Source organism: Nocardioides marinus, assembly GCF_013408145.1.
In the GTDB taxonomy this organism is placed as follows: Bacteria; Actinomycetota; Actinomycetes; order Propionibacteriales; family Nocardioidaceae; genus Nocardioides; species Nocardioides marinus.
Window position 1 is genome coordinate 2,462,346 of record NZ_JACBZI010000001.1, and the last position, 21,336, is coordinate 2,483,681.

Consider the following 21,336-nt stretch of genomic DNA (forward strand, 5'->3'; position numbering starts at 1 on the left):
GTCAGCGGCTGCGGACCTCAGTCGCCGATCTCAGTCGCCCAGGACCTGCGTGAGGTGGTCGTTGGTGAGCAGTCGGTGCGGGTCGGCCTCGTCGCGGATCGCGAGGACGTCGTCGAAGCGCGCGTAGGCCCGCGAGAGGTACGCCGCGTCGAGGGTGTGCCGCTTGCCCCAGTGCGGTCGGCCGTCGTGGGCGACGAAGACCTCCTGGGCGGCGGCGAAGTACGACGCGGGGTCCTGGCGGTGGTAGGTGTGCACCGCCACGTAGCAGCTCTCGCGCTCGTGGGCCGTGGAGAGCCACACGTCGTCGGCGGCGGTGAAGCGCACCTCGATGGGGAACGACACGTGCTCGCCGCTGGTCGCGAACCACCGCTGCAGGGCAGCGATCACCTCCGGCAGCGCCGCCCGCGGCATCGCGAACTCCGACTCGTGGAAGCGGACCCGGCGCCGCGACACGAAGACCTCGTGGGAGGGCGCGACGAACTCCCGTGCCGAGAGGGCGGAGCCGGAGAAGGCGTTGATCCGCGGCACCAGCGAGGGCCGGGCGTGGGCGACCCGGTTGAGCACCTCGAACGCGCCGTTGCTGAGCAGCTCGTCGTCCACCAGGCCGCGCAGCCGGCCGATCGGCGCGGGCTCGGTGCCCTCGGGGACGCGGTTGTTGCGCTTGAGCAGCGCCTTCTCGGTGTGGGGGAACCAGTAGAACTCGCAGTGGTCGTTGCCGCCGACGAGCTCGGGCAGCCGCTCGAGGACCTCCGGCAGCGGCATCGGCTCCTCCCGTGCGTGCAGGAGGAAGGCCGGCACGCACTGCAGGGTGACCTCGGTGACGATGCCCAGCGCGCCCAGGGAGACCCGCACCGCACCGAACCACGGGTGCTTCTCGTCGACCTCCACCACGTCGCCCGACGCCGTCACCAGCTGCACCCCGACGACGGCCTTGGCGATGCCGTGCAACCGGTCACCGGTGCCGTGGGTGCCGGTGCCGATCGCGCCGGCCACGGTCTGCGGGTCGACGTCGCCGAGGTTGGGCAGCGCCAGGCCCAGCCGGTCCAGCTCACGGTTGAGGGTGCGCAGCGACATCCCCGCGTGCACCCGCACCCGCCCGTCGGGGGTGTGCCCGAGCAGCCGGGACATGCCGTCGAGCCGCAGCTGCACCCCGTCGGTCGCGCACAGCGGGGTGAAGGAGTGGCCCGAGCCGACCGGGCGGACGGTGAGCCCGTCCCGGACGGCCTCGGCGAGCACCTGCGCGACCTCGGCGGTCGAGGTGGGGGCGGCCAGCCGCTGCGGGGTGCAGTGCACGCTGCCGCTCCAGTTGCGCCAGGTGTTCCCGGTGATGCTCATCCGAAGACCCTCCCCTCGCCGCGGTACGTCGGCACCACGCGCGCGGTCCCGTCCGCGTCGACCCGGGCGACCTCGGCCAGCCGCTCGCACATCTCCCCCGCCTTCGCGTGCCGCAGCAGCACCCGGTCGCCGACCGCCAGCGCGCCGGCACCGGCCCCGCGGACCGGGGTCTGCACCTCACCGGCGCCCTCGGCGCGCGTGAGCGCCAGGTCCTCGGGCCAGACCGGCGTGGGGGCGCGGCTCGCGCCGGTCGGGCCCGAGGCGATGAAGCCCCCGGAGAACAGCGTGGCGAGGTCCGCCGCCGGACGGCGCACGACGTCGAGCGCGTAGTACCCCGCGGGGCGGGGGCTGAAGCCGGCGTACCCGTCGAAGAGGGTGGGGGCGAAGAGCCCGGAGCCGGCGGTGAGCTCGGTGAGGACCGGGTCCCCGCCGACGACGTGCAGGCTGCCGGTGCCGCCGGCGTTGACGATCTCGAGCTCCGCGTGCCGGCCGACGGTGGCGACGACGGTCGCCCGCCGGTCGACCAGCTCGGCGGCGGAGCGGCGCTTCATCAGCCGCACCGCCGGCGAGGAGTCCGGGACCCCGGCGATCTGGGCGTCGTAGAACATCAGCCCCACCAGCGCGAAGCCCGGACGCTCGGCCACCGCGCGTGCCAGCCGCTCGGCCTCCTCGACGGTGTGCACCGGCGAGCGGCGGGCGCCGAGGTGGATCGGGCCGAGCCGCAGCGAGGCGTCGACGTCGAGGCAGACCCGGATCGTGGGGCGGCCGGCCCCGAGGACGGCGTCGACGAGGTCGAGGTGGTCGGTGGAGTCGACCATGACCGTGATGGCCGCGAGCCGCTGCTCCTCGGCGGCGAGGTCGTGCAGCGATGCACGGCTCACGGAGGGGTAGGCCAGCAGCACGTCGTCGTGGCCGAGGTCGGCGAGCCACACCGACTCGGCCAGCGAGTAGGTCATCACGCCGGCGAACCCCGGTCGGCGCAGCACCTCCTCCACCACCGAACGCACCCGCACCGACTTGGTCGCGACCCGGATCGGCACTCCCCCGGCGCGTCGGACCAGGTCGTCGGCGTTCGCGACCAGTGCGTCGTCGTCGACGATCCCGAGCGGCGCCTCGAGGTGGGCAGTCGCGGACAGCAGCTGGGCTCGCCGGTCGACCATGTGCGCCAGTCAACACCAGCCCGGCGGCGTACGTCGTCGGTTCCTGCACGGGCGCGCGTCGCGCCTACCGTGGGACCCATGCAGGTGGGCACGGTGCTGTCGCGGGCGGAGTGGGAGCCGCTCGCCGAGGCGCACGCCGCGCGCGTGGACCGGTTCGTCCGGCCGCACCTCGAGCGCCGCGAGGCCCGGGTCAAGCATCCCGTCCACGACTTCCTGTTCACCTACTACTCCCAGCGGCCCGCGCAGCTGCGGCGCTGGCACCCAGGTGTCGGCGTAGCGCTCGAGGACGCGCCCGAGCACGCGGGCTGGAAGGGCTACCGGGTCTCGACGACGCTCGCTGGCGCTCGCTGCTCGACCACCGGACCCGCCGTCGATGGCGCTCGCTGCTCGACCAGCGGACCCGCCGACGCCGACGCCCGCTCAGGGGCACGAGTCGAGGTGGACCCGGCGTACGTCGCCTCCCAGCGCCCGCTCGTCGAGGCGATCCGACGGCTGCTGGTGGCCACCGCGTCGCGGCCGGCGCAGCTGGGCTGCTTCGGGCTGCACGAGTGGGCGATGGTGCACCGCGCCTCCGAGCACGGCACCCGGCACGAGTGGCCGCTGCGGCTCGGCGAGCGCGGCACCGACGAGGTGGTCGAGGGGCACCGGATCACCTGCACGCACTTCGACGCGTTCCGCTTCTTCACCCCCTCCGCCCGGCCGCTCAACACCCTGAGCCCGGGGTCGAAGGACCGCGAGGAGTTCGAGCAGCCGGGCTGCCTGCACTCCGGGATGGACCTCTACAAGCACGCCTTCCGGCTCAGCCCGATGGTGCCCTCCGACCTGGTCGCCGACTGCTTCGAGCTGGCGTGGGACATCCGCGTGCTCGACATGCGCGCGTCGCCGTACGACCTGGCCGACCTCGGGCTGGAGCCGGTGCGCATCGAGACCGCCGAGGGCAAGCGGACCTACGCCGCCGCACAGGCCGCGTTCGCCGAGCGGGGCGCTCCCCTGCGCGCCCGCCTGGTCGAGGCGTGCGACGCGCTGCTGGTCTGACCCACCTGGTCGAGAGGGTCCACCGGCTTTACCTTCAGGTGTGCTGACGGAGATCAACGGCCACCTCACCCACCTCGTGGACACCGGCGACGGGCCGCGCGTGCTGGTGACCCACGGCGGTTGGATCGGCAACTGGGAGCTGTGGAAGCTGCAGGCCGAGCAGCTGAGCCGTCAGGGCTGGCGGGTCATCGCCTACGACCACCGCGGCAGCGGTCGGCACTCCGCACCCGTCGACGAGATCAGCCTGGCGGCGATGGTGGACGACCTCTTCGCCGTGCTCGACCACTGCGGCGTCGAGCGCTGCGTGCTGGCCGGGGAGTCGATGGGCTCGCTCGTCGTCGAGCGCGCGGCGGTCGCCGCTCCGGAGCGGTTCAGCCACCTGGTCGTGGTGGCCGGGGCGGCTCGATTCCCCCGCACTCCCCCGTTGCGCGCCTTCGGCGCCGCCCTGGGGTGGCGCTACGACCTGACCCTGCGGATGTTCGTCCGGATGGCCGCACCGGAACGCGGCGGACGGGCCGTGCGCCCCTGGGGGCTGTCGTTCCTGCGACAGGCCGATCCCGACGCGGCCCGGCACCTCTTCTCGGTGCTGGCGGGGAGCGACCAGCGCGAGGTCGTACGTCGGATCACCGTGCCCACCCTGGTCGTGCACGGCACCGCGGACCTGATCGTCCCCTACCCGTTCGGCCGTGAGCTGACGCGGCTGGTCCCCGACGCCCGCCTGGTCACGATGCCGTGGGTCGGGCACGTGCCGACGATGACCCGGCCGCAGGAGATCTGTGCCGCGATCGAGGAGTTCGTCGGAGGCTGACCCGATCCCTCAGGTCCGGCCGGGTGGGGTCGATGGGTGTGACATGACCCACCTGCTGCGACTCGACGCCGTGGCGCACCGCGACGAGTTCGCCGTGCGGCTGGACGGCCACCTGCTCGGCCACGTCGTCCGCGACCCCCGCGCCCTCACCGAGATCTGGACCTGGTGGGCCGACGGCGGCGGCGTCCCGCAGCAGCACGAGGACTCCCGGGAGATGGCGGTCTACCGCCTGCTGGTCGGGTACGGCCTGGACTTCCCCACCGCCCGCTCGCTGGTGCAGCGCGGCGCCGTGCTCGTCGCCGCCTGACTCCTCTCCTCCTCCTGCTCTCGAGCACGTCCGCGATCCGGGCGGGCGTTTGCACCCCTGCTCGAGGTGCGTTTAGGTAAGCCTTACCTAATCCATCTCGGAAGGATTCTCGGTGCCACCCACCCCTACCCTCCTGCGGCACGTGCTGCACCCGGCCCACGTCGGCGAGTACGCCACCGCGACGCGTCTGGCCGTCGACCACCTCAGCACGGCCCTCGGCCGGGTCCGCGGGCCGGCCACCGGCCTGGACCCCGAGCGCGCGGCCAAGCCGGTGCGCGACGTCGACCTCGACGCACCCCTCGGCTGCACGGCCCAGGCCCTCGCCGAGCTCGACCGCGTCTGGCTCGACGACACCGTGTGGTTCCACGAGCCCGGCTACGCCGCCCACCTCAACTGTCCGGTCCTCATCCCCTCGCTGGTCGCCGAGGTTCTCGTCAGCGGCGTCAACGCCAGCCTGGACACCTTCGACCAGTCCGTCGGCGGCACGTTCGTGGAGCGCCACCTGGTCGACTGGGTCTGCGAGCGGGCGGGCCTCGGGCCCGCCGCCGACGGGGTCTTCACCTCCGGCGGCACCCAGTCCAACCTGCAGGGCCTGCACCTGGCACGCGACCACGTCCGCACGCGGACCGGGGCCGACCTCGACCGGTTGCGGGTGCTGGTCTCGGCCGACGGGCACTACTCGGTCCAGCGGTCCGCCCGGCTGCTGGGCCTCTCCCCCGACGCCGTCATGGCCGTCCCCGTCGACGACCGTCGCCGGATGCGTCCCGAGGCACTGGCCGACGCGTTGACTCGGGTGGAGGCCGAGGGCGCCGTCCCGATGGCCGTCGTCGCCACCGCCGGCACCACCGACCACGGGGCGATCGACCCGCTGGTCCCGGCCGCCGACCTCGCGCACGAGCACGGGGCGTGGCTGCACGTCGACGCGGCGTACGGCGGTGGGCTGCTCGTCTCCCGTCGGCGCCGACAGCTCCTCGACGGCATCGAGCGCGCCGACTCGGTGACGGTGGACTTCCACAAGACGTGGTTCCAGCCGGTCTCGTGCAGCGCCGTGCTGGTCCGCGACCGCGCGCACCTGCGGCACGTGACGGCGCACGCCGACTACCTCAACCCCGCCGACGGCGGCGGGCTCGCCACCCGCCGACCGGACCAGGTCGACAAGAGCCTGCAGACCACGCGGCGCTTCGACGCGCTCAAGCTGTGGCTGACCCTGCGGGTGATGGGCGCCGACGCGGTCGGGGAGCTGGTCGACGCGGTCGTCGACCTGGCGCAGGCAGCCCACCAGCGACTGCGCGAGGACGACCGCGTCGAGGTGCTGGCCGCACCCGAGCTCAGCACCCTGCTGCTGCGCCCGGTCGCTCCCGGGCTCGACCCCGCCATGGTCGACGCGCTCGTGCCGCGGGTGCGCGCCGCCCTCTGGGACGGCGGCGAGCACGTGGTCGCCGCGACCGTGGTGGACGGCCGCCGCTGGCTCAAGCTCACCCTGCTCAACCCGATGGCCGGCGTCGAGGACGTGATGTCGGTGGTCGACGGCATCGTCGCTGCTGCGGACGGCCTGCTCGGGACGGAGGCGGCATGACGGTCCACGACCTGCTCGGCATCGGCCTGGGCCCCTTCAACCTGGGCCTGGCCGCGCTCGCCGACCCGCTGCCCGACGTCGACGCGGTGTTCCTCGAGGGTCGCGACGAGGTGTCCTGGCACCCCGGGATGATGCTGCCCGAGGCGACGCTGCAGGTGCCGTTCCTGGCCGACCTCGTGACGATGGCCGACCCCACCTCCCGGTGGTCCTTCCTGGCCTTCCTCAAGGAGACCGAGCGGCTCTACCCCTTCTACGTGCGCGAGTCGTTCTATCCGCTGCGCAGCGAGTACGACGACTACCTCCGCTGGGTCGCGGAGCGCCTGCCGTCGGTGCGCCTCGGGCAGCGGGTGACGGGCGTCGAGCGGGGGCCCGACGGGGTCTACACCGTGACCACGGCTGCCGGCCACGCCTGGCACGCGCGGCGGCTGGTCCTGGGCGTCGGCACGCGACCGGCGCTGCCCGACAGTGTCCGGGCCGCCGGCGGCCCGGCGGTGCACACCGCGGACTACCTGCCCGCCCGCGAGCAGCTGCAGCAGTGCCGCACCATCACCGTCGTCGGCAGCGGCCAGAGCGCCGCCGAGGTCTACCACGACCTGCTGGCCGCCGGTCCCGAGCACGACTACGACCTGGTGTGGCTCACGCGCAGCCCGCGCTTCTTCCCGATGGAGTACACCAAGCTCACCCTCGAGCTGACCTCCCCGGAGTACTCCACCTACTTCCAGGGCCTCCCCGACGCCACCCGCGCGCGGCTGCTGCGCGAGCAGCGCAGCCTCTACAAGGGCATCAGCGGCGACCTCGTCGACGCGATCTCCGACCTGCACTACCGGCTGCGGGTCCAGGGCCACGGCCCCCGCACCACCCTGGTCACCAACACGGCGCTGACCGGCGCCACCTGGGACGGCACGGCCTACGACCTCGCGCTCCACCACGACGAGACCGGCGAGGACTTCGCGCTGCGCACCGACGGACTGGTGCTCGGCACGGGCTACCGCGCACAGCTGCCCGACTTCGTCGAGGGGATCCGCGACCGCCTGCGGCTCGACGCGGAGGGCCGGCCGTGCGCGGACGCGTCGTACGCCGTCGACGTCACCGGCCGCGAGGTCTTCGTGCAGAACGCCGAGGAGCACACCCACGGGTTCGTCGCCCCCGACCTCGGCATGGGCGCGCACCGCAGCGCCACCATCCTCAACGCCGTCACCGGTCGCGAGGCCTACCCGGTCGAGAAGCGGGTGGCCACCCAGACCTTCGGCGTGCCCGAGCACCTGCGCGCGCACCCGACGCACGAGCCCCAGGAGGTCTCCGCATGAGGACCACGATCGAGCCGCTCGCCCTGGACGGGGCGACCGTGCGGCTGCTGCACCGCTGGGTCACCCACCCCCGGTCGGTCTACTGGCAGATGGGCGAGGCGTCCGCCGACGAGGTGGCGCTGGAGTACTCCGGCATCAGCGCGTCGAGCACCCATCACGCGTGGCTGGGCCGCGTCGACGGCGAGCCGACATTCCTCGCCGAGACCTACGACCCGGCGCACTCCCCGCTCGCCGGGCTGCCGGAGGTGCGGGAGGGCGACCTGGGCATGCACGTGCTCGTCGCGCCCCCCGAGGGGCCGCCGCGCTCGGGGCTCACCCGCGCCGTCTTCGCCGCGGTGCTCGAGCACTGCTTCGCCGAGGAGTCCGTACGCCGCGTCGTCGTCGAGCCCGACGTCGGCAACGATGCGATCGCCCGGCTCAACAAGGAGGCCGGCTTCGTCGTCGCCCGCACCGTCGAGCTGCCGGAGAAGACCGCGGCGCTGTCGTTCCTGACCCGCGAGGACTGGCTGGCCACCTCCGGGCGCGACGCCGACCCGGCGCCGCACCTGAGCCCGGCCCTGCTGGGCGCCGCCCAGCGACGGCTGGTGACCAAGGCGCTCTCCGAGCTGTGCCACGAGCGGCTGCTCGTGCCCGTCCCGGACGGGCCCGGCCGGTGGCGCGTGGACGGGCCGACGTCGAGCCACCGCTTCGCGGCGAGGGTCCTGCCGCTGGAGCACTGGGACGTCGACCCCGGGTCGGTGACCCGCGAGGTCGACGGCGCGGCGGTCGACCTCGACGTCCAGGAGCTCGTGGTCGAGCACGCCGATGCGCTGGGGCTGCGCGGCGAGCTGGTCGCCGTCTACCTCGAGGAACTGGCCGCCACCCTGGCGTGGACCTGCTGGCAGCTGGCCCACCCGGGGCCGCCGGTAGCCTCGCTGCTGACGGCCTCGCACGGCGAGGTCGAGGCCGCGATGACCGAGGGGCACCCGGGCTTCCTGGCCAACCGCGGGCGGATCGGCTTCGGCCTGGCCGACCACGAGGCCTACTCCCCCGACGCCGCCGCGCCGGTGCGGCTGCTGTGGCTGGCGGTGCGGCGCGACCGCGCCCGGCTCACGCTCGGCGAGGGTTGGACCGAGGACGGGCTCTACGCGACCGGGCTGGGCTCCGAGGTCGAGCTGATGCACGACCGGCTGCGCCGACGTGGCCTCGATCCCGCCGACCACCTCCTGATGCCCGTCCACCCCTGGCAGTGGGACCGCAAGGTCGCCGTCACGTTCGCCCCCGACGTGGCGCGACGGGACCTGGTCGTCCTGGGCGAGGGCACGTCGCGTCACCAGGCGATGCAGTCGATCCGGACCTTCGCCGACCTCGACGATCCGTGCCGACCGCAGGTGAAGACCGCGCTGGCCATCCAGAACATGGGCTTCGTGCGCGGGTTGTCCCCGGCGTACATGGAGGCGACGCCGGCGATCAGTGACTGGGTGGCCCGGCTGGTGGCCGGCGACCCGGCGCTGCAGCGGCTGGGCTTCTCGGTGCTGCGGGAGGTCGCAGCCGTCGGCTACACCGGCGACGTCTACCACCGCGCCGCGCCCGGGGCGCCGCAGCGCAAGATGCTCGCGGCGCTGTGGCGCGAGAGCCCGGTGGGCGCGGTCGGCGACGGTGAGCGCATCGTCACCCTCGCCTCCCTGCTGCACCGCGACCCGGCAGGCGACTCCTACGCCACCGCGCTGGTCGAGGCCTCCGGGCTTACCCCGCGCGAGTGGCTGGGCCGGTGCCTGGACGCCTACCTGCGCCCCGTCGTCCACTGCCTGCTGGCCCACGACCTCGCGTTCATGCCGCACGGGGAGAACCTCCTGCTCGTGCTGCGCGACCAGGCCCCCGTGCGCTGCGTGATGAAGGACCTCGGGGAGGAGGTCGCGGTGCTCTCGCAGACCCGCGTGCTGCCGCCGGAGGTGGAGCGGGTGCGCGCGGAGGTCGACGACGACGATCGGTGCCTGGCGGTGCTCACCGACGTCGTCGACGGCGTGCTGCGCCACCTGGCCGCGACCTGGGACCGCGACGGCGTGCTGCCCGTGGCCGACTTCTGGGACGAGGTGGCCTGCTGCCTGGAGCGGCACGCCGCCGACCACCCGGAGCTGTCGTCGGCCGCAGCCGACTACGCCCTGCAGCGACCGACGTTCCGGCACTCCTGCCTCAACCGGCTGCAGCTGCGCGACGCCCGCCACATGGTCGACCTCTCCGACCAGGCCTCGTCGTTCCTGTACGCCGGTGAGCTGGACAACCCGCTGCACCGAGCCGTCCCCGATGGCGGGTCCGCGGCTGGATAGCGTGGCGTCCGTGCGTGAGGAGACCGGGACGACCCACCGCGGCGAGGACTGGTACGCCGAGGAGCTGGTCGGTGCCCGGTTCACCTCGTGCACGTTCACCGATGTGGACCTCACCGAGGCGACGATCCGTGGGTCGGTCTTCACCGACTGCCGCTTCGAGCGGTGCGCGTTCAACGCCTCGGTCCACGAGTCGACGGCCTACGTCACCTGCACCTTCAGCGGGTGCAACCTCTTCGACTCCACGTGGGAGGGCTGCAAGCTCAGCGGCTCGGCCTTCGAGCGGTGCACGACCCGACCGTTGCGCGTGGTGGGTGGTCAGTGGCGCGGGGTCTCCCTGCGCGGCGCGAACCTCTCCGGGCAGGACCTGACCGGGCTCGACCTGCGCGACGCCGACCTGTCGCTGGCCGACCTGTCCGGGGCGGTGCTGCGCGACTGCGGGCTGGGCGGTGCGCTGGTGCGCGAGACCGACCTCAGGCGCGCCGACCTGCGGGGCGCGACCCTCGAGGGGGTCGACCTGCGCGAGGCGCAGCTCGCCGAGACACGGCTGGACCTCGCCGGCGCGGTGCTGCTGGCCGAGCTGTCCGGCGCGATCGTGGACTGACCCTAGGTGGCGCCGGGTTCGTCGGATGGCCGACAGACCCGGCCGGGCTCCACCTCAGCCGGAGAGGGTGCCGTGCTCCACGCAGGTGGCGGCCCACTCACGCGGGGTGACCTGGACCTTCATCCGCCGACCGCAGTGGGTGCAGAAGCGCGGCGGCTCCAGGGCGAGCATCTGCTCGCACCGCGGGTGCGGCTCGGTCAGCGCCTGACCGCAGTGGCCGCAGGTGGGGCCGGGCTGCGTCACTGGCCGGGTCACTGGCTGGGTCACTAGAGGGTCTTCGCCAGCTCGCGGATCGGCATCTTCAGCTCGCTGAGCAGCGCGAGGTCCTCGTCGGGGTCGCGGCCCAGGGTGGTGAGGTAGTTGCCGACGATGATGGCGTTGACACCGCCCAGCAGACCCTCGCGGGTGCCGAGGTCGCCGAGGGTGAGCTCGCGCCCACCGGCGTACCGCAGGATCGTGCGCGGCATGGCCAGGCGGAAGGCGGCGATGGTGCGCAGCGCGTCCTGGGCGTCCATGGTCGACAGGTCGCCGAACGGGGTGCCGGGGCGCGGGTTGAGGAAGTTCAGCGGGACCTCGTGGGGGTCGAGCTCGGCCAGCTGGGAGGCCAGCTCGGCGCGCTGCTCGAGGGTCTCGCCCATGCCGACCAGGCCGCCGCAGCACAGCTCCATGCCGGCGTCGCGGACCATCTGGCAGGTCTCCCACCGCTCCTCGTAGGAGTGCGTGGTGACGACGCTCGGGAAGTAGGACTTCGCGGCCTCGAGGTTGTGGTTGTAGCGGTGCACGCCGATCGCGGCGAGCTCGTCGACCTGCTCCTGGGTGAGCATGCCGAGGCTGCAGGCGACGTTGATGTCGACCGCGTCGTGGATCGCCTTCACACCGTCGCGGACCTGCGACATCAGCCGCTCGTCGGGGCCGCGGACCGCGGCGACGATGCAGAACTCGGTCGCGCCGGTCTCGGCGGTCTCCTTCGCGGCCTGCACCAGCTGCGGGATGTCGAGCCACACCGAGCGCACGGGAGAGGTGAACTGGCCGGACTGGCTGCAGAAGTGGCAGTCCTCGGGGCAGCCACCGGTCTTGAGGCTGATGATGCCCTCGACCTCGACCTCGGGGCCGCAGTGCCGCATCCGCACGTCGTGGGCGAGCCCGAGCAGCGCGGGCACGTGCTCGTCGGGCAGCCGCAGCACCTCGACGAGGTCCTCGTAGGAGAGGCCCTCGCCGTTCTCGAGCACCTGGGTGCGGGCGCGGCTGAGGATGGCGGGCTCGGTCAGGTCCGGGGTCACGGGAGCAGCAGTCACGAAGCGGGAGCGTAGCCCGGTCGAGCCGGATCCTGAACAGTGTTCAGTCCGCGGGCGTGCCGCGCCGTAGGCTCACCCCGCGATGAGCCCCCTCGACCCCACCGACGTGCCCGCGCTGCTGGCCTACGACCGCGCCCACGTGTGGCACCCCTACACCTCGATGACCGACCCGTCGCCGGTGCGCGTGGTGGAGTCGGCGGCCGGGGTGCGGCTGCGGCTGGCAGGTGGGCAGGAGGTCGTGGACGGCATGGCGTCGTGGTGGTCGGCGGTGCACGGGTACGCCGTGCCCGAGCTCGACGCCGCGCTGGCCGACCAGGCGGGGCGGATGTCGCACGTCATGTTCGGCGGGCTGACCCACGCCCCCGCGGTACGGCTGGCCGAGAGGCTGGTCTCGATCTCGCCCGACGGGCTCGAGCACGTCTTCCTGGCCGACTCCGGCTCGGTGTCGGTCGAGGTCGCGCTGAAGATGGCGCTGCAGGCCCAGCGCGGTCGCGGCCGGCCGGGGCGCTCGCGGATGCTGACCGTGCGCGGCGGGTACCACGGCGACACCGCCGGCTGCATGGCCGTGTGCGACCCCGAGGGCGGCATGCACTCGATGTTCGCCGGGGTGCTGCCGCAGCAGGTCTTCGCCGACCGGCCGCCGGCCGCCACCGCGACGGACGCGGAGGTGGAGTCGTGGGCAGCCGGCGTACGACGGCTGGCGGAGGAGCACGCGCACGAGCTGGCCGGGATCGTGGTCGAGCCGTTGCTGCAGGGCGCCGGCGGCATGTGGACCTACCCGCCGGCGTGCCTGCGGGTGCTGCGCGAGGTGGCCGACGAGCACGACCTGGTGCTGGTGCTCGACGAGGTCGCGACCGGGCTGGGACGCACGGGCACGATGTTCGCCTGCGAGGCGGCCGGGGTGGTGCCCGACGTGCTGTGCCTGGGCAAGGCGCTGACCGGTGGGTACCTCACGCTCGCGGCGGTGCTGTGCACCTCGCGCGTCGCCCACGACCTGTCCGCGTCGGAGTCCGGGGTGCTGATGCACGGGCCGACCTTCATGGGCAACCCGCTGGCCTGCGCGGTGGCGCTGGCGTCGCTGGAGCTGCTGGAGACGCGCGGCTGGGCGGCCGACGTCGCCCGCGTGTCGGACGGTCTCGCTGCCGGCCTCGCACCCCTGCGCGATGCTGCGGGGGTGGTCGACGTACGCGTGCTGGGGGCGGTGGGTGCCGTGCAGCTCGACCACGCGGTCGACGTGCCGCGCGCGACGCAGGCCGCTCTCGACGCGGGCGTGTGGCTGCGGCCGTTCCGCGACCTGGTCTACGTGATGCCGCCCTACGTCACCTCGCAGGCCGACGTCGCGCTGGTCTGCGGGGGCGTGGCCGAGGCGGTGACTGTCGCGTGAGCTGGTCCTCCTGGCTGGCCGAGGAGGCCGCCGCCCGCCAGGCCGCGGGGCTGACCCGCTGGCTGGTGCCGCGGCCCGCGGACGACGACGTCATCGACCTGGCCGGCAACGACTACCTCGGCCTGGCGCGCGACCCGCGGGTGCGGGCCGCTGCTGCGTCGGCGGCCGAGACCTGGGGCGGCGGGGCCGGCGCCTCGCGCCTGGTCACCGGCACGCTCGACCTGCACGCCGAGCTCGAGGCCGAGCTCGCCGCGTGGACCGGCCACGACGCGGCGCTGGTGCTCTCGACCGGGTACGCCGCCAACCTGGCCGTCGTCACGGGGCTGGTCGGCCGCGACTGCCACGTGGTCTCCGACGCCCACGTGCACGCCTCGCTCGTGGACGCGGCGCGACTGTCGCGGGCGCGGCTCACGATCACCCCGCACAACTCGGTGTCCGCGGTGGTGGAGGCGCTGGCCAGCTCGGCCCCCGGCGAGCGGACGATGGTGCTGGCCGAGTCGATCTACTCCGTCCTCGGCGACGAGGGGCCGTTGGTCGAGCTGGCGCGCGCCTGCGAGGAGGCCGGCGCGCTCCTGGTGGTCGACGAGGCGCACGGGCTGGGCGTGCACGGGGCCGGGGTCGTGCAGCGGCTCGGGCTCGCCGGGCTCCCTCACGTGCTGGTGACCGCCACTCTCTCCAAGGCGCTCGGCTCGCAGGGCGGTGCCGTGCTGGGCACCCCGGCGGTCGTCGAGCACCTGGTCAACCGGGCCCGGCCGTTCATCTTCGACACCGCGCTGGCCCCCGCCGCCGCGGGAGCAGCGCTGGAGGCGCTGCGGATCGCGCGCGCCGACCCCTCGCTGGCCGCGTGCGTGCGGTCGAGGGTGCTCGACCTCGCCGCGGTGCTGGGCGTCGAGCCCCCCGACGGCGCGGTGCTGTCGGTGCCGATGCCCTCACCACAGGTGGCCGTCGCCGCGCGCGACGCGTGCCTCGAGGCCGGGGTGCGGGTCGGCTGCTTCCGTCCCCCCTCGGTGCCCGACGGGATCTCCCGGCTGCGGGTCACGGTGTCGGCCGGGGTGCCCGAGGACGCGTGGACGCGGGCCGTCGAGACGCTCGTCGCGGTCGTGAAGGAGCACCGGTGAGCCGGCCGGGCCGGGTGGTCGTGGTGACCGGCACGTCCACGGGCGTCGGCAAGACCATCGTGACGGCGGCCCTGTCGTCGGTGCTGGCGACGCGCGGTGAGCAGGTCGTCGTGGTCAAGCCCGTGCAGACCGGGATCGCCCACGGCGACTGCGACGCTGAGGAGGTGCACCGGCTCACCGGCTGCGCCGTGCAGGAGCACGCCGCGCTCGACGAGCCGCTCGCGCCCGAGACCGCCGCCCGCCGCGCCGGCGTCACGCTGCCCACGGTCGCCGAGCACGCCGACCGGCTCAAGGTGCACACCGAGTTCCACGACACGGTCGTCGTCGAGGGCGCCGGCGGCCTGCTGGTGCGGCTCGACACCGACGGCGGCACCCTGCTCGACCTCGCGGCCTGGCTGGTCGAGCGCGCCGTCGACGTGGAGGTCGTCGTCGTCTGCGCCGCGGGACTGGGCACCCTCAACCACACCGAGCTGACCGTCGGGGCCCTGCAGGCCCGCGGGGTCCCGGTCCGGGGACTCGTCATCGGATCGTGGCCCGACTCCCCCGGCCTGGCCGAGACCTGCAACCGCGAGGACCTGCCGCGTGTCACCGGCGTACCCCTGCTCGGGGTGGTGCCCGCCGGCGCCGGCGCCCTGGGGCGCGAGGAGTTCACCGCCGCGGCTCCGGGGTGGCTGACGGGCTGGTGAAGGTCTGACTGATGTCAGTCAGACCTTCGGGTTCGCGGTCGAAGGTTCGACCGCCATCGCGAAGGTTGGACTGATGTCAGTCAGACCTTTCACATCGCGGTCGAACCTTCAGCCACCCGCGCGCGGATGCCGTCCACCACGAACCCCAGGCCGGTGCCGAAGTCGGCCGGCAGCGGGTCGGCGTCGATGGCGCCGGCGGAGCCGGCCTGCAGGTGGGTCTGCTCCTCGATCGTGTGGCCGAGGACGAGGTGCAGGACGGTGCGCGCGGCAGTGGGGACCAGCGACTCGTCGAGCCCGGAGTCGCCCAGCGCGGCGGTGAGGTCCTCCAACGGCTGGGTCGCGCCGAGCCCGAAGGCGATGACGGTCGAGACCAGCTCGGCGCCGTCGCGGTAGGCCAGCATCGCGTCGCGCAGCTCGTGGGCCACCTCGACGACGCGCTCGTCCCAGGTGACAGCCCCGCGCGGGCGGGCGCCGCGGCGCAGCACCTCGTCGGCCACGGCTCCCAGCAGCTCCTGCTTGGAGGCGACGTGGTGGTAGAGCGCGCTCGGCTGCAGGTCGAGCTCACCGGCCACCCGGCGCATCGAGACGTCGGCCAGCCCGTGGGCGTCCAGCAGGCGCAGGGCGACGGCGACGAGGTCCTCCCGGGTGCGACTCACGCCGGCGACCCTAGCGGCCGGCCGGGGAGGCGCCCGACAGGTCCAGCGCCAGGCCGGTTTCGCGCTCGCACACCTCGAACAACCGGCGTACGGCGCCGGCCGACCCGGGCCGCACCAGCGGCCGTCTGACGGGGCGGCCGGCCATCGCCAGCAGCGGGCCGTAGAGCGTGCCGCCCCGCACCGCGGGGTCGGTGGCCGCCCGTAGCTGGCTCAGCGCACCGCGCGGGACGCTCATCCCGAACCAGCTCGACAGGCGGTCCCACAGCGGCCCCTGCCACCCGGCGCCACCGAGGGCGTGGGTGGTGGCCTGCAGGTCGGAGTTGGTCAGGCCGGGGTGTGCGGCGACCGCGATCGCATCGACCCCGGCGGCCTCGAACCGCTCCTGCAGCCCCACGGCGAGGTGACGCGCGGCGAGCTTGGTGTTGCCGTACATCTGCCACGGCTTGTAGCCACCGGCCATGTGCGGGTCGGCCGGGTCGAGGGCACGGCCCTGGTGCTGCGCGATGCTGCTCAACGTCACGACGCGCGCGCCGGGCGTGGCGACGACCAGGGGCGCGAGGAGGCACACCAACGACCAGTGGCCGAGCACGTTGGTGGCCAGCTGGGCGTCGAACCCGTCCTCGGTGGTGGCCTTCGGCGAAGCCATCACACCCGCGTTGAGCATCAGCACGTCGAGTCGGTCGTGCGCGGCCAGCACCTGCTCGGCGGCCCGGGCCACCGACGCCTGCGAGCCGAGGTCCAGCTCCACGACCTCGAGCGAGGCGGCCGGGTGCTGGGCGAGGATCCGCTCGCGGGCCGCACCGGCCTTGGCCTGGTCGCGGGCGGCCATCACGACGTGGGCGCCCGCGCCGGCCAGCGCCAGGGCCGACTCCAGGCCGAGACCCCCGTTGGCTCCGGTCACCAGCGCGACCCGCCCGGACTGGTCGGGGATGTCGGCAGTGGTCCAGGACACAGTGTCTCCTCGGGTGGTGGGACGGCACCCCGCACGCTAGCGGGGTGCGCCTAGGGTGACCGAGCCGTCCTGAACAGTGTTCATGCCGTCCATGCCCGTTCGGAACGCGGCGACGCACCGGTCCACCGAGGAGAAGCCCCCATGACTGCCGAGTCCACCGGCCAGCCCACCGCCGGCCAGCCCACCGCCGTACGGGCCGACGAGCCGACCCGACGCCCCCGCCTGGGCACCACCGACCTCGCGCTGATCGCGTCCTTCGCGGCGCTGATCTCGGCGCTGGCCTACGTCGGCGCCATCCCGGTCGGCGGCGCGGGCGTGCCCATCACCCTGCAGACCTTCGGCGTGATGCTGGCCGGCTGCCTGCTCGGCCCGGTCCGCGGCTTCCTCGCGGTGCTGCTCTACCTCGCGCTCGGCGCCATCGGCCTGCCGGTCTTCGCCGAGCACACCTCGGGCCTGGGCACCTTCACCCAGCCCAGCGCCGGCTACCTGATTTCCTTCCCGGTCGCCGCCCTCGTGGCGGGCCTGCTGGTCACCTACCTCGCCGGTGAGCGCGGCAAGACCCGCGCGGCGGTGGTCTTCCTGTGCTCGATCGCCGGCAGCATCCTGGTCATCCACCCGGCCGGGATCGTCGGGCTGATGCTCACCCTGGACATGTCGGTGGCCGAGGCGTTCCGCATCGACGTCCTGTACTGGGTCGGCGACCTGCTGAAGACCACGATGGTCGCGCTGATCGCCGCCGAGGTGCACCGCGCGTTCCCGCGGCTGCTGACCGCGCGCGCACCGCGCACCGCCAGCAGCTGAGCGTGCCCCTCCTCGAGCTCGACGGCGCGGGGGTCTCGGTCCCGGTTCCGGCCGGGTCGGAACCCCGCTCGGGGGCTACCGGCGAGAAGGCGCTGCTGCACCCGACCTCGCTGCGGCTGACCGAGCAACGCATCGGCATCGTCGGTGCCAACGGGTCGGGCAAGTCCACGCTCGCCCGTCTCCTCAACGGGCTGGTCTCCCCCACCACCGGCCGGGTGCTGGTCGACGGGCTCGACGTGGGCCGCCGGGGTGCGGAGGTACGCCGGCGCGTGGGCTTCTGCTTCACCGACCCGGCCGCGCAGCTGGTCATGCCGACCTGCGTCGAGGACGTCGAGCTGTCCCTGCGGCGCCTCGAACGGGACCCTGCCCGTCGCCGGGAGCGGGCCCTGGCGGTGCTGGCCGAGCACGGGCTCGCCGCCCAGGCGCACCAGAGCGTCCACGACCTCTCCGGCGGCCAGCGCCAGCTCCTCGCGCTGGCCGGGGTGCTGGCCACCGACCCCGCCGTCGTGGTCGCCGACGAGCCCACCACGCTGCTCGACCTCGCGAACTCCCGCCGCGTCGGCGACCTGCTCATGGCCCTGCCCCAGCAGCTGGTCCTGCTCACCCACGACCTCGACCTCGCCGCCCGCTGCGAGCGGGTGCTGGTCGTCTCGGGTGGCCGCGTGGTCGCCGACGCCGACGGGCCGGCGGGCGTGGCGGCGTACGTCGACGCCGTGGACCGGGGCCAGGCGTGAGCTCGCCGCTGCTGGTGGGCGTCCACCAGCCCGGGGACTCCTGGCTGCACCGCTGCCCGACCGGGCCCAAGCTGCTCGGGCTGGCGGCGTTCAGCCTCACCGTGGTGCTGACCCGCTCAGCGGTGGCCGCACCGGTCTTCCTGGGGATCGCGCTGCTCGCGGCGGCCGTCGGCGGCGTACGCCTGGCGACCCTGGCCCGGGCGACCCGCGCGATCCTCGTGCTCGCGGTCGTCGCGGCCGGCCTGCAGTGGTGGATCGACGGCCCGGCCAAGGCCGTGGAGACCCTGGTCGACCTCGTGGCCCTGGCGCTGGCCGCCATCACCGTCAGTGCCACCACGCCGGTCAACGCCATGCTCGACACGCTGGTGCGGGCGGTGCGACCGCTCCGGCGCGTCGGCGTCGACCCCGAACGGGTCGCGTTGACGATCTCCTTGGCGATCGGCGCCCTGCCCGGCACGCTGGCGCTGGCCCTGGAGACCCGGGACGCCGCCCGGGCGCGGGGGCTGGGCCGGCACCCGCGGGTCTACCTCACGCCGTTCGTGGTGCGGGTCGTCGCCCGTGCCCACGAGCAGGGCGACGCGCTGGCCGCCCGGGGGCTCGGGGACTGACGCCAGGGGCGGCTGCGGCGCGGTGGGCCCTCAACCGTTCCGGCTCGCCGGACGGCTCACCAGCCACCGCCGGCCGCCGGGCCCGACCCGGGGGCGGTGGGTCCTCAACCGTCGGTGCGCCGCGGTCGGTCCACCACTCACCGCTCACCAGCCCGGCGGGCGCCGGTCGTGCCAGGGGGCGGCGGCCTCGACCTGGGCGGCCAGCGAGAGCAGCAGCGCGTCCTCGGCGGGCCGGGCGGCGAGCATGACCCCCACGGGCAGCCCGTCGGGGGTCTGGTGCAGCGGCAGCGAGACCGCCGGCATGCCGGTGACGTTCCACGCCGAGGTCCAGGGCGTGAAGGCCTTCTGCCCCTCGAAGTCCCGCTCGGGGTGCTCGTCGTCGCGCAGCGCGCCCACCGGCACCGGCGGGGTCGCCAGGGTCGGGGTCAGGACGGCGTCGTACGCCGCCAGCGACTCGAGCGCCCCGGCCGCGTGCCGTCGCATCGCGCCGATCGCCAGCCCGAACTCCGGCGCGCTCAGCGCGTGCCCGCGCTCCCCCAGCCACCTGGTCAGCGGCCGCAGCAGGTGCTCGCGGCCCGGCGGCGCCGGGGACAACGCGGTCAGCACGGCCCAGCACGTCTCGAAGACCGGCACCGCGTCGTGGCCCAGCGGCACCTCGATGTCCTCGACGGTGTGGCCGAGCGACTCCAGCAACCGCGAGGCGTCCTCCCAGGCCCGCCGCACCTCGGGGTGGACCTCGGCCTCGGCGATGACCGGCTCGACGAAGCGGGCGATCCGCAGCGGTCCGGGCTCGCGCTCGCAGGCGTCGAGGAACGGGCCGGCGGGCGGCGCGAAGTACGGGTCGCCCGGGCGTCGCCCGGCCAGCACGTCGAGCAGGGCGGCGGCGTCACGGACGGTCCGCGCGATCGGTCCGGCCGTGGCCAGGCCGACGGGGTCGCCGTACATCGGGGAGCCGCTGATCCGCCCGCGGGACGGCTTGAACCCCACCAGGCCGCAGCACGATGCGGGGATGCGGATCGACCCACCGCCGTCGGAGCCCTGGGCGACGGGCACCAGCCCGGCGGCCACCGCGGCGGCGGCTCCACCCGAGGAGCCGCCGGCGGTGCGGGTGCGGTCCCACGGAGTGACGCTGGGCGGGCGGCCGTCGGGCTCGGTGTAGCAGGGCGACCCGAACTCCGGGGTCGCGGTCTTGCCCAGGCTCACCAGCCCGGCGGCCTCCATCGACAGCACCACGCCGTCGGAGACCTCGGGGACGAAGTCGTCGTAGGCGGCCGACCCGAAGGTGGTGCGGACCCCGGCGGTGAGGTTGAGGTCCTTGATCGCGGTGGGTACGCCGCGCAACGGACCCTCGCCCGGGGCCGGCCGGCCGGTCGGTGCGAGCGACCGGGCCCGCTCGCGGGCCAGGTCGGCCGTGACCGTCACGAAGGCGCCGACGTCGTCGAGGCGGTCGATGCGTTCGAGGTAGTGCTCGACAAGCTCGGCCGGCGACACCTCCCCGGCCGCGACCGCGGCGCCCTGCTCGAGTGCGGTCAGGTCGTGCAGCTCGGCCATGCCGGCGACGCTAGCCCACCCGTCCTGCCGAGCCGGCGTATTGATACGCCGGCTCGATCAGCTGACGCCGGCGAAGGTGACCGCGACGCCCAGCCCGAAGACCAGCGCCCACAGCGGGACCGCCAGCAGCGGCACCCACCAGGCGATCTTGCGCCGGACCAGGCGGACGACCGCCCACGTGCCCATCGCCAGCAGCGCCACCCAGGGCGCGACGACGGCCAGGCCGACGCCGAGCAGGATGATCCGGGTGCTGCACTCGGTGGTGCCCGTGCCGCAGGAGTCCGACGCCATGACCAGCATCAGGCCCGCGAACGACGACACCATCCCGGCCAGCGCCAGGACGATCAGCTCCACGGTGGTGGCAACGATGTCCCAGGTCCGGGGCTGCCCGGGCTCCGGGGACCCCGCGGGCTGCGGGGATCCGGCGGGCGGCAGGGGCCCCTGGGGCGCGGCGATCTCGCTCACGCTCCCAATGTAGGGCCGGACCGGACGCCGAACCGGCGTATTGATACGCCGGCTCGGCGGGAAGGAGCAGCAGGTCAGGCGGCGACGGGCGCGGGCTCGGCCTCGACGAGCAGGCGCAGCGCGTCGAGCAGGCGCTCCCGGACCTCGGGGTCGGTCAGCACGTCGACCTCGACGCCGGGCTGGGAGACCACGACCGACTCCACGACCCGGGCACCGGCGATCCCGGCGGAGCGCGCGGCGTCGGCGTGCGCCCACTTGCCGCCGTACGGCGTGGGGGTGGTGCCGATGACGCCGAAGGGCTTCCCGACGATGGCGCCGGCGCCGTAGGGGCGCGAGAGCCAGTCCAGCGCGTTGTTGAGGACCGCCGGCATGGTGCCGTTGTACTCGGGCGTGACGGCGAGGACCCGGTCCGCCGAGGCGACGGCCTCGCGCAGCGCCAGCACCGCGGAGGCGGCGTCGTCGGTGTCGATCTCCTCGTTGTAGAACGGCAGGTCACCCAGGCCGTCGACGAGGTGCAGCTCGACACCCTCCGGGGCCTGGTCGCGCAGCATCTCGGCCAGGCGACGGTTGACGGAGTCGGCGCGCAGGCTGCCGACGAGGACGGCGACACGAGTGGTCATGGAAAGCTCCTCCGGAGGGGTCAGGGACGAT

Annotated in this window: 22 protein-coding genes; 13 read left to right on the forward strand and 9 right to left on the reverse strand. The window is 74.4% G+C overall.

The window, feature by feature from the left end:
- Positions 1–30 precede the first annotated feature (30 nt).
- Together BKA05_RS11690 and BKA05_RS11695 are read right to left on the reverse strand one after the other, a co-directional pair.
- The gene (locus BKA05_RS11690) at positions 31–1,335 is read right to left on the reverse strand and encodes a D-arabinono-1,4-lactone oxidase (RefSeq protein WP_179531583.1); all 1,305 of its coding nucleotides are present in this window, start codon (positions 1,333–1,335) and stop codon (positions 31–33) included.
- The gene (locus BKA05_RS11695) at positions 1,332–2,495 is read right to left on the reverse strand and encodes an alanine racemase (protein ID WP_179531584.1); all 1,164 of its coding nucleotides are present in this window, start codon (positions 2,493–2,495) and stop codon (positions 1,332–1,334) included. The genes BKA05_RS11690 and BKA05_RS11695 overlap by 4 nt, the downstream gene beginning before the upstream one ends.
- 78 nt (positions 2,496–2,573) lie before the next feature.
- On the opposite strand from BKA05_RS11695, the gene BKA05_RS11700 reads away from it, so the two are divergent.
- The 7 genes from BKA05_RS11700 (at position 2,574) to BKA05_RS11730 (ending at position 10,435) form a co-directional block, all read left to right on the forward strand.
- Positions 2,574–3,530, forward strand: coding sequence for a 3-methyladenine DNA glycosylase (locus tag BKA05_RS11700; protein ID WP_179531585.1), 957 nt, complete (start codon positions 2,574–2,576; stop codon positions 3,528–3,530).
- Between the two features lie 40 nt (positions 3,531–3,570).
- On the forward strand, positions 3,571–4,338 hold the full coding sequence (locus BKA05_RS11705) for an alpha/beta fold hydrolase (protein ID WP_179531586.1): 768 nt from the start codon (positions 3,571–3,573) through the stop codon (positions 4,336–4,338).
- Positions 4,339–4,381: 43 nt separating this feature from the next.
- Positions 4,382–4,645 carry a hypothetical protein gene (locus BKA05_RS11710; protein WP_179531587.1) on the forward strand — a complete coding sequence of 88 codons (264 nt, stop codon included), beginning with the start codon at positions 4,382–4,384 and terminating at the stop codon, positions 4,643–4,645.
- Positions 4,646–4,757: 112 nt separating this feature from the next.
- Positions 4,758–6,221 (forward strand): pyridoxal phosphate-dependent decarboxylase family protein, encoded by a 1,464-nt coding sequence (locus BKA05_RS11715; RefSeq protein ID WP_343045639.1) that lies wholly within the window; start codon positions 4,758–4,760, stop codon positions 6,219–6,221.
- The gene (locus BKA05_RS11720; protein WP_179531588.1) at positions 6,218–7,528 is read left to right on the forward strand and encodes a lysine N(6)-hydroxylase/L-ornithine N(5)-oxygenase family protein; all 1,311 of its coding nucleotides are present in this window, start codon (positions 6,218–6,220) and stop codon (positions 7,526–7,528) included. The genes BKA05_RS11715 and BKA05_RS11720 overlap by 4 nt, the downstream gene beginning before the upstream one ends.
- Positions 7,525–9,834: a GNAT family N-acetyltransferase gene (locus BKA05_RS11725; protein WP_179531589.1), complete on the forward strand. Its 2,310-nt coding sequence runs from the start codon at positions 7,525–7,527 to the stop codon at positions 9,832–9,834. The genes BKA05_RS11720 and BKA05_RS11725 overlap by 4 nt, the downstream gene beginning before the upstream one ends.
- Positions 9,835–9,844: 10 nt before the next feature.
- Entirely contained in the window at positions 9,845–10,435 is a 591-nt protein-coding gene (locus BKA05_RS11730) for a pentapeptide repeat-containing protein (RefSeq protein ID WP_343045640.1), read from the forward strand.
- A 54-nt stretch (positions 10,436–10,489) separates the two neighbouring features.
- Here the strand turns inward: BKA05_RS11730 and bsaP are convergent, their stop codons facing one another.
- Both bsaP and bioB read right to left on the reverse strand, forming a co-directional pair.
- Positions 10,490–10,690: a biotin synthase auxiliary protein BsaP gene (gene bsaP / locus BKA05_RS11735; protein ID WP_218843133.1), complete on the reverse strand. Its 201-nt coding sequence runs from the start codon at positions 10,688–10,690 to the stop codon at positions 10,490–10,492.
- Positions 10,691–10,701: 11 nt separating this feature from the next.
- The gene (gene bioB, locus BKA05_RS11740) at positions 10,702–11,730 is read right to left on the reverse strand and encodes a biotin synthase BioB (RefSeq protein ID WP_300577867.1); all 1,029 of its coding nucleotides are present in this window, start codon (positions 11,728–11,730) and stop codon (positions 10,702–10,704) included.
- Positions 11,731–11,812: 82 nt separating this feature from the next.
- Between bioB and BKA05_RS11745 the strand changes: the two genes are divergently transcribed.
- Genes BKA05_RS11745 through bioD form a run of 3 tightly spaced genes read left to right on the forward strand, consistent with a single transcriptional unit; the run spans position 11,813 to position 14,918 of the window.
- On the forward strand, positions 11,813–13,114 hold the full coding sequence (locus BKA05_RS11745; protein ID WP_179531592.1) for an adenosylmethionine--8-amino-7-oxononanoate transaminase: 1,302 nt from the start codon (positions 11,813–11,815) through the stop codon (positions 13,112–13,114).
- Positions 13,111–14,232 (forward strand): aminotransferase class I/II-fold pyridoxal phosphate-dependent enzyme, encoded by a 1,122-nt coding sequence (locus BKA05_RS11750; RefSeq protein WP_179531593.1) that lies wholly within the window; start codon positions 13,111–13,113, stop codon positions 14,230–14,232. Before BKA05_RS11745 ends, BKA05_RS11750 begins: the two co-directional genes overlap by 4 nt.
- Positions 14,229–14,918 (forward strand): dethiobiotin synthase, encoded by a 690-nt coding sequence (gene bioD, locus BKA05_RS11755; protein ID WP_179531594.1) that lies wholly within the window; start codon positions 14,229–14,231, stop codon positions 14,916–14,918. Before BKA05_RS11750 ends, bioD begins: the two co-directional genes overlap by 4 nt.
- 89 nt (positions 14,919–15,007) lie before the next feature.
- On the opposite strand, the gene BKA05_RS11760 is transcribed toward bioD, so the two are convergent.
- Complete coding sequence (locus BKA05_RS11760) at positions 15,008–15,574, reverse strand: TetR/AcrR family transcriptional regulator C-terminal domain-containing protein (RefSeq protein ID WP_179531595.1); 567 nt, start codon at positions 15,572–15,574, stop codon at positions 15,008–15,010.
- Positions 15,575–15,584: 10 nt separating this feature from the next.
- Complete coding sequence (locus BKA05_RS11765) at positions 15,585–16,526, reverse strand: SDR family NAD(P)-dependent oxidoreductase (RefSeq protein ID WP_179531596.1); 942 nt, start codon at positions 16,524–16,526, stop codon at positions 15,585–15,587.
- 141 nt (positions 16,527–16,667) lie between these two features.
- On the opposite strand from BKA05_RS11765, the gene BKA05_RS11770 reads away from it, so the two are divergent.
- Genes BKA05_RS11770 through BKA05_RS11780 form a run of 3 tightly spaced genes read left to right on the forward strand, consistent with a single transcriptional unit; the run spans position 16,668 to position 18,669 of the window.
- Positions 16,668–17,327 (forward strand): biotin transporter BioY, encoded by a 660-nt coding sequence (locus tag BKA05_RS11770; RefSeq protein WP_179531597.1) that lies wholly within the window; start codon positions 16,668–16,670, stop codon positions 17,325–17,327.
- Between the two features lie 2 nt (positions 17,328–17,329).
- Positions 17,330–18,061, forward strand: coding sequence for an ATP-binding cassette domain-containing protein (locus BKA05_RS11775; RefSeq protein WP_179531598.1), 732 nt, complete (start codon positions 17,330–17,332; stop codon positions 18,059–18,061).
- A complete protein-coding gene (locus BKA05_RS11780; protein ID WP_179531599.1) occupies positions 18,058–18,669 on the forward strand; it encodes a CbiQ family ECF transporter T component in 612 nt (203 codons plus the stop codon). Before BKA05_RS11775 ends, BKA05_RS11780 begins: the two co-directional genes overlap by 4 nt.
- A gap of 144 nt (positions 18,670–18,813) precedes the next feature.
- Here BKA05_RS11780 and BKA05_RS11785 read toward each other — a convergent pair whose 3' ends face one another.
- The 3 genes from BKA05_RS11785 to BKA05_RS11795 all read right to left on the reverse strand — a co-directional run bounded on the left by BKA05_RS11785 (position 18,814) and on the right by BKA05_RS11795 (position 21,305).
- Positions 18,814–20,220 (reverse strand): amidase, encoded by a 1,407-nt coding sequence (locus BKA05_RS11785; RefSeq protein ID WP_179531600.1) that lies wholly within the window; start codon positions 20,218–20,220, stop codon positions 18,814–18,816.
- 57 nt (positions 20,221–20,277) lie between these two features.
- On the reverse strand, positions 20,278–20,685 hold the full coding sequence (locus BKA05_RS11790; RefSeq protein ID WP_179531601.1) for a DUF6264 family protein: 408 nt from the start codon (positions 20,683–20,685) through the stop codon (positions 20,278–20,280).
- Positions 20,686–20,759: 74 nt separating this feature from the next.
- Complete coding sequence (locus BKA05_RS11795) at positions 20,760–21,305, reverse strand: NADPH-dependent FMN reductase (protein ID WP_179531602.1); 546 nt, start codon at positions 21,303–21,305, stop codon at positions 20,760–20,762.
- Positions 21,306–21,336 lie beyond the last annotated feature (31 nt).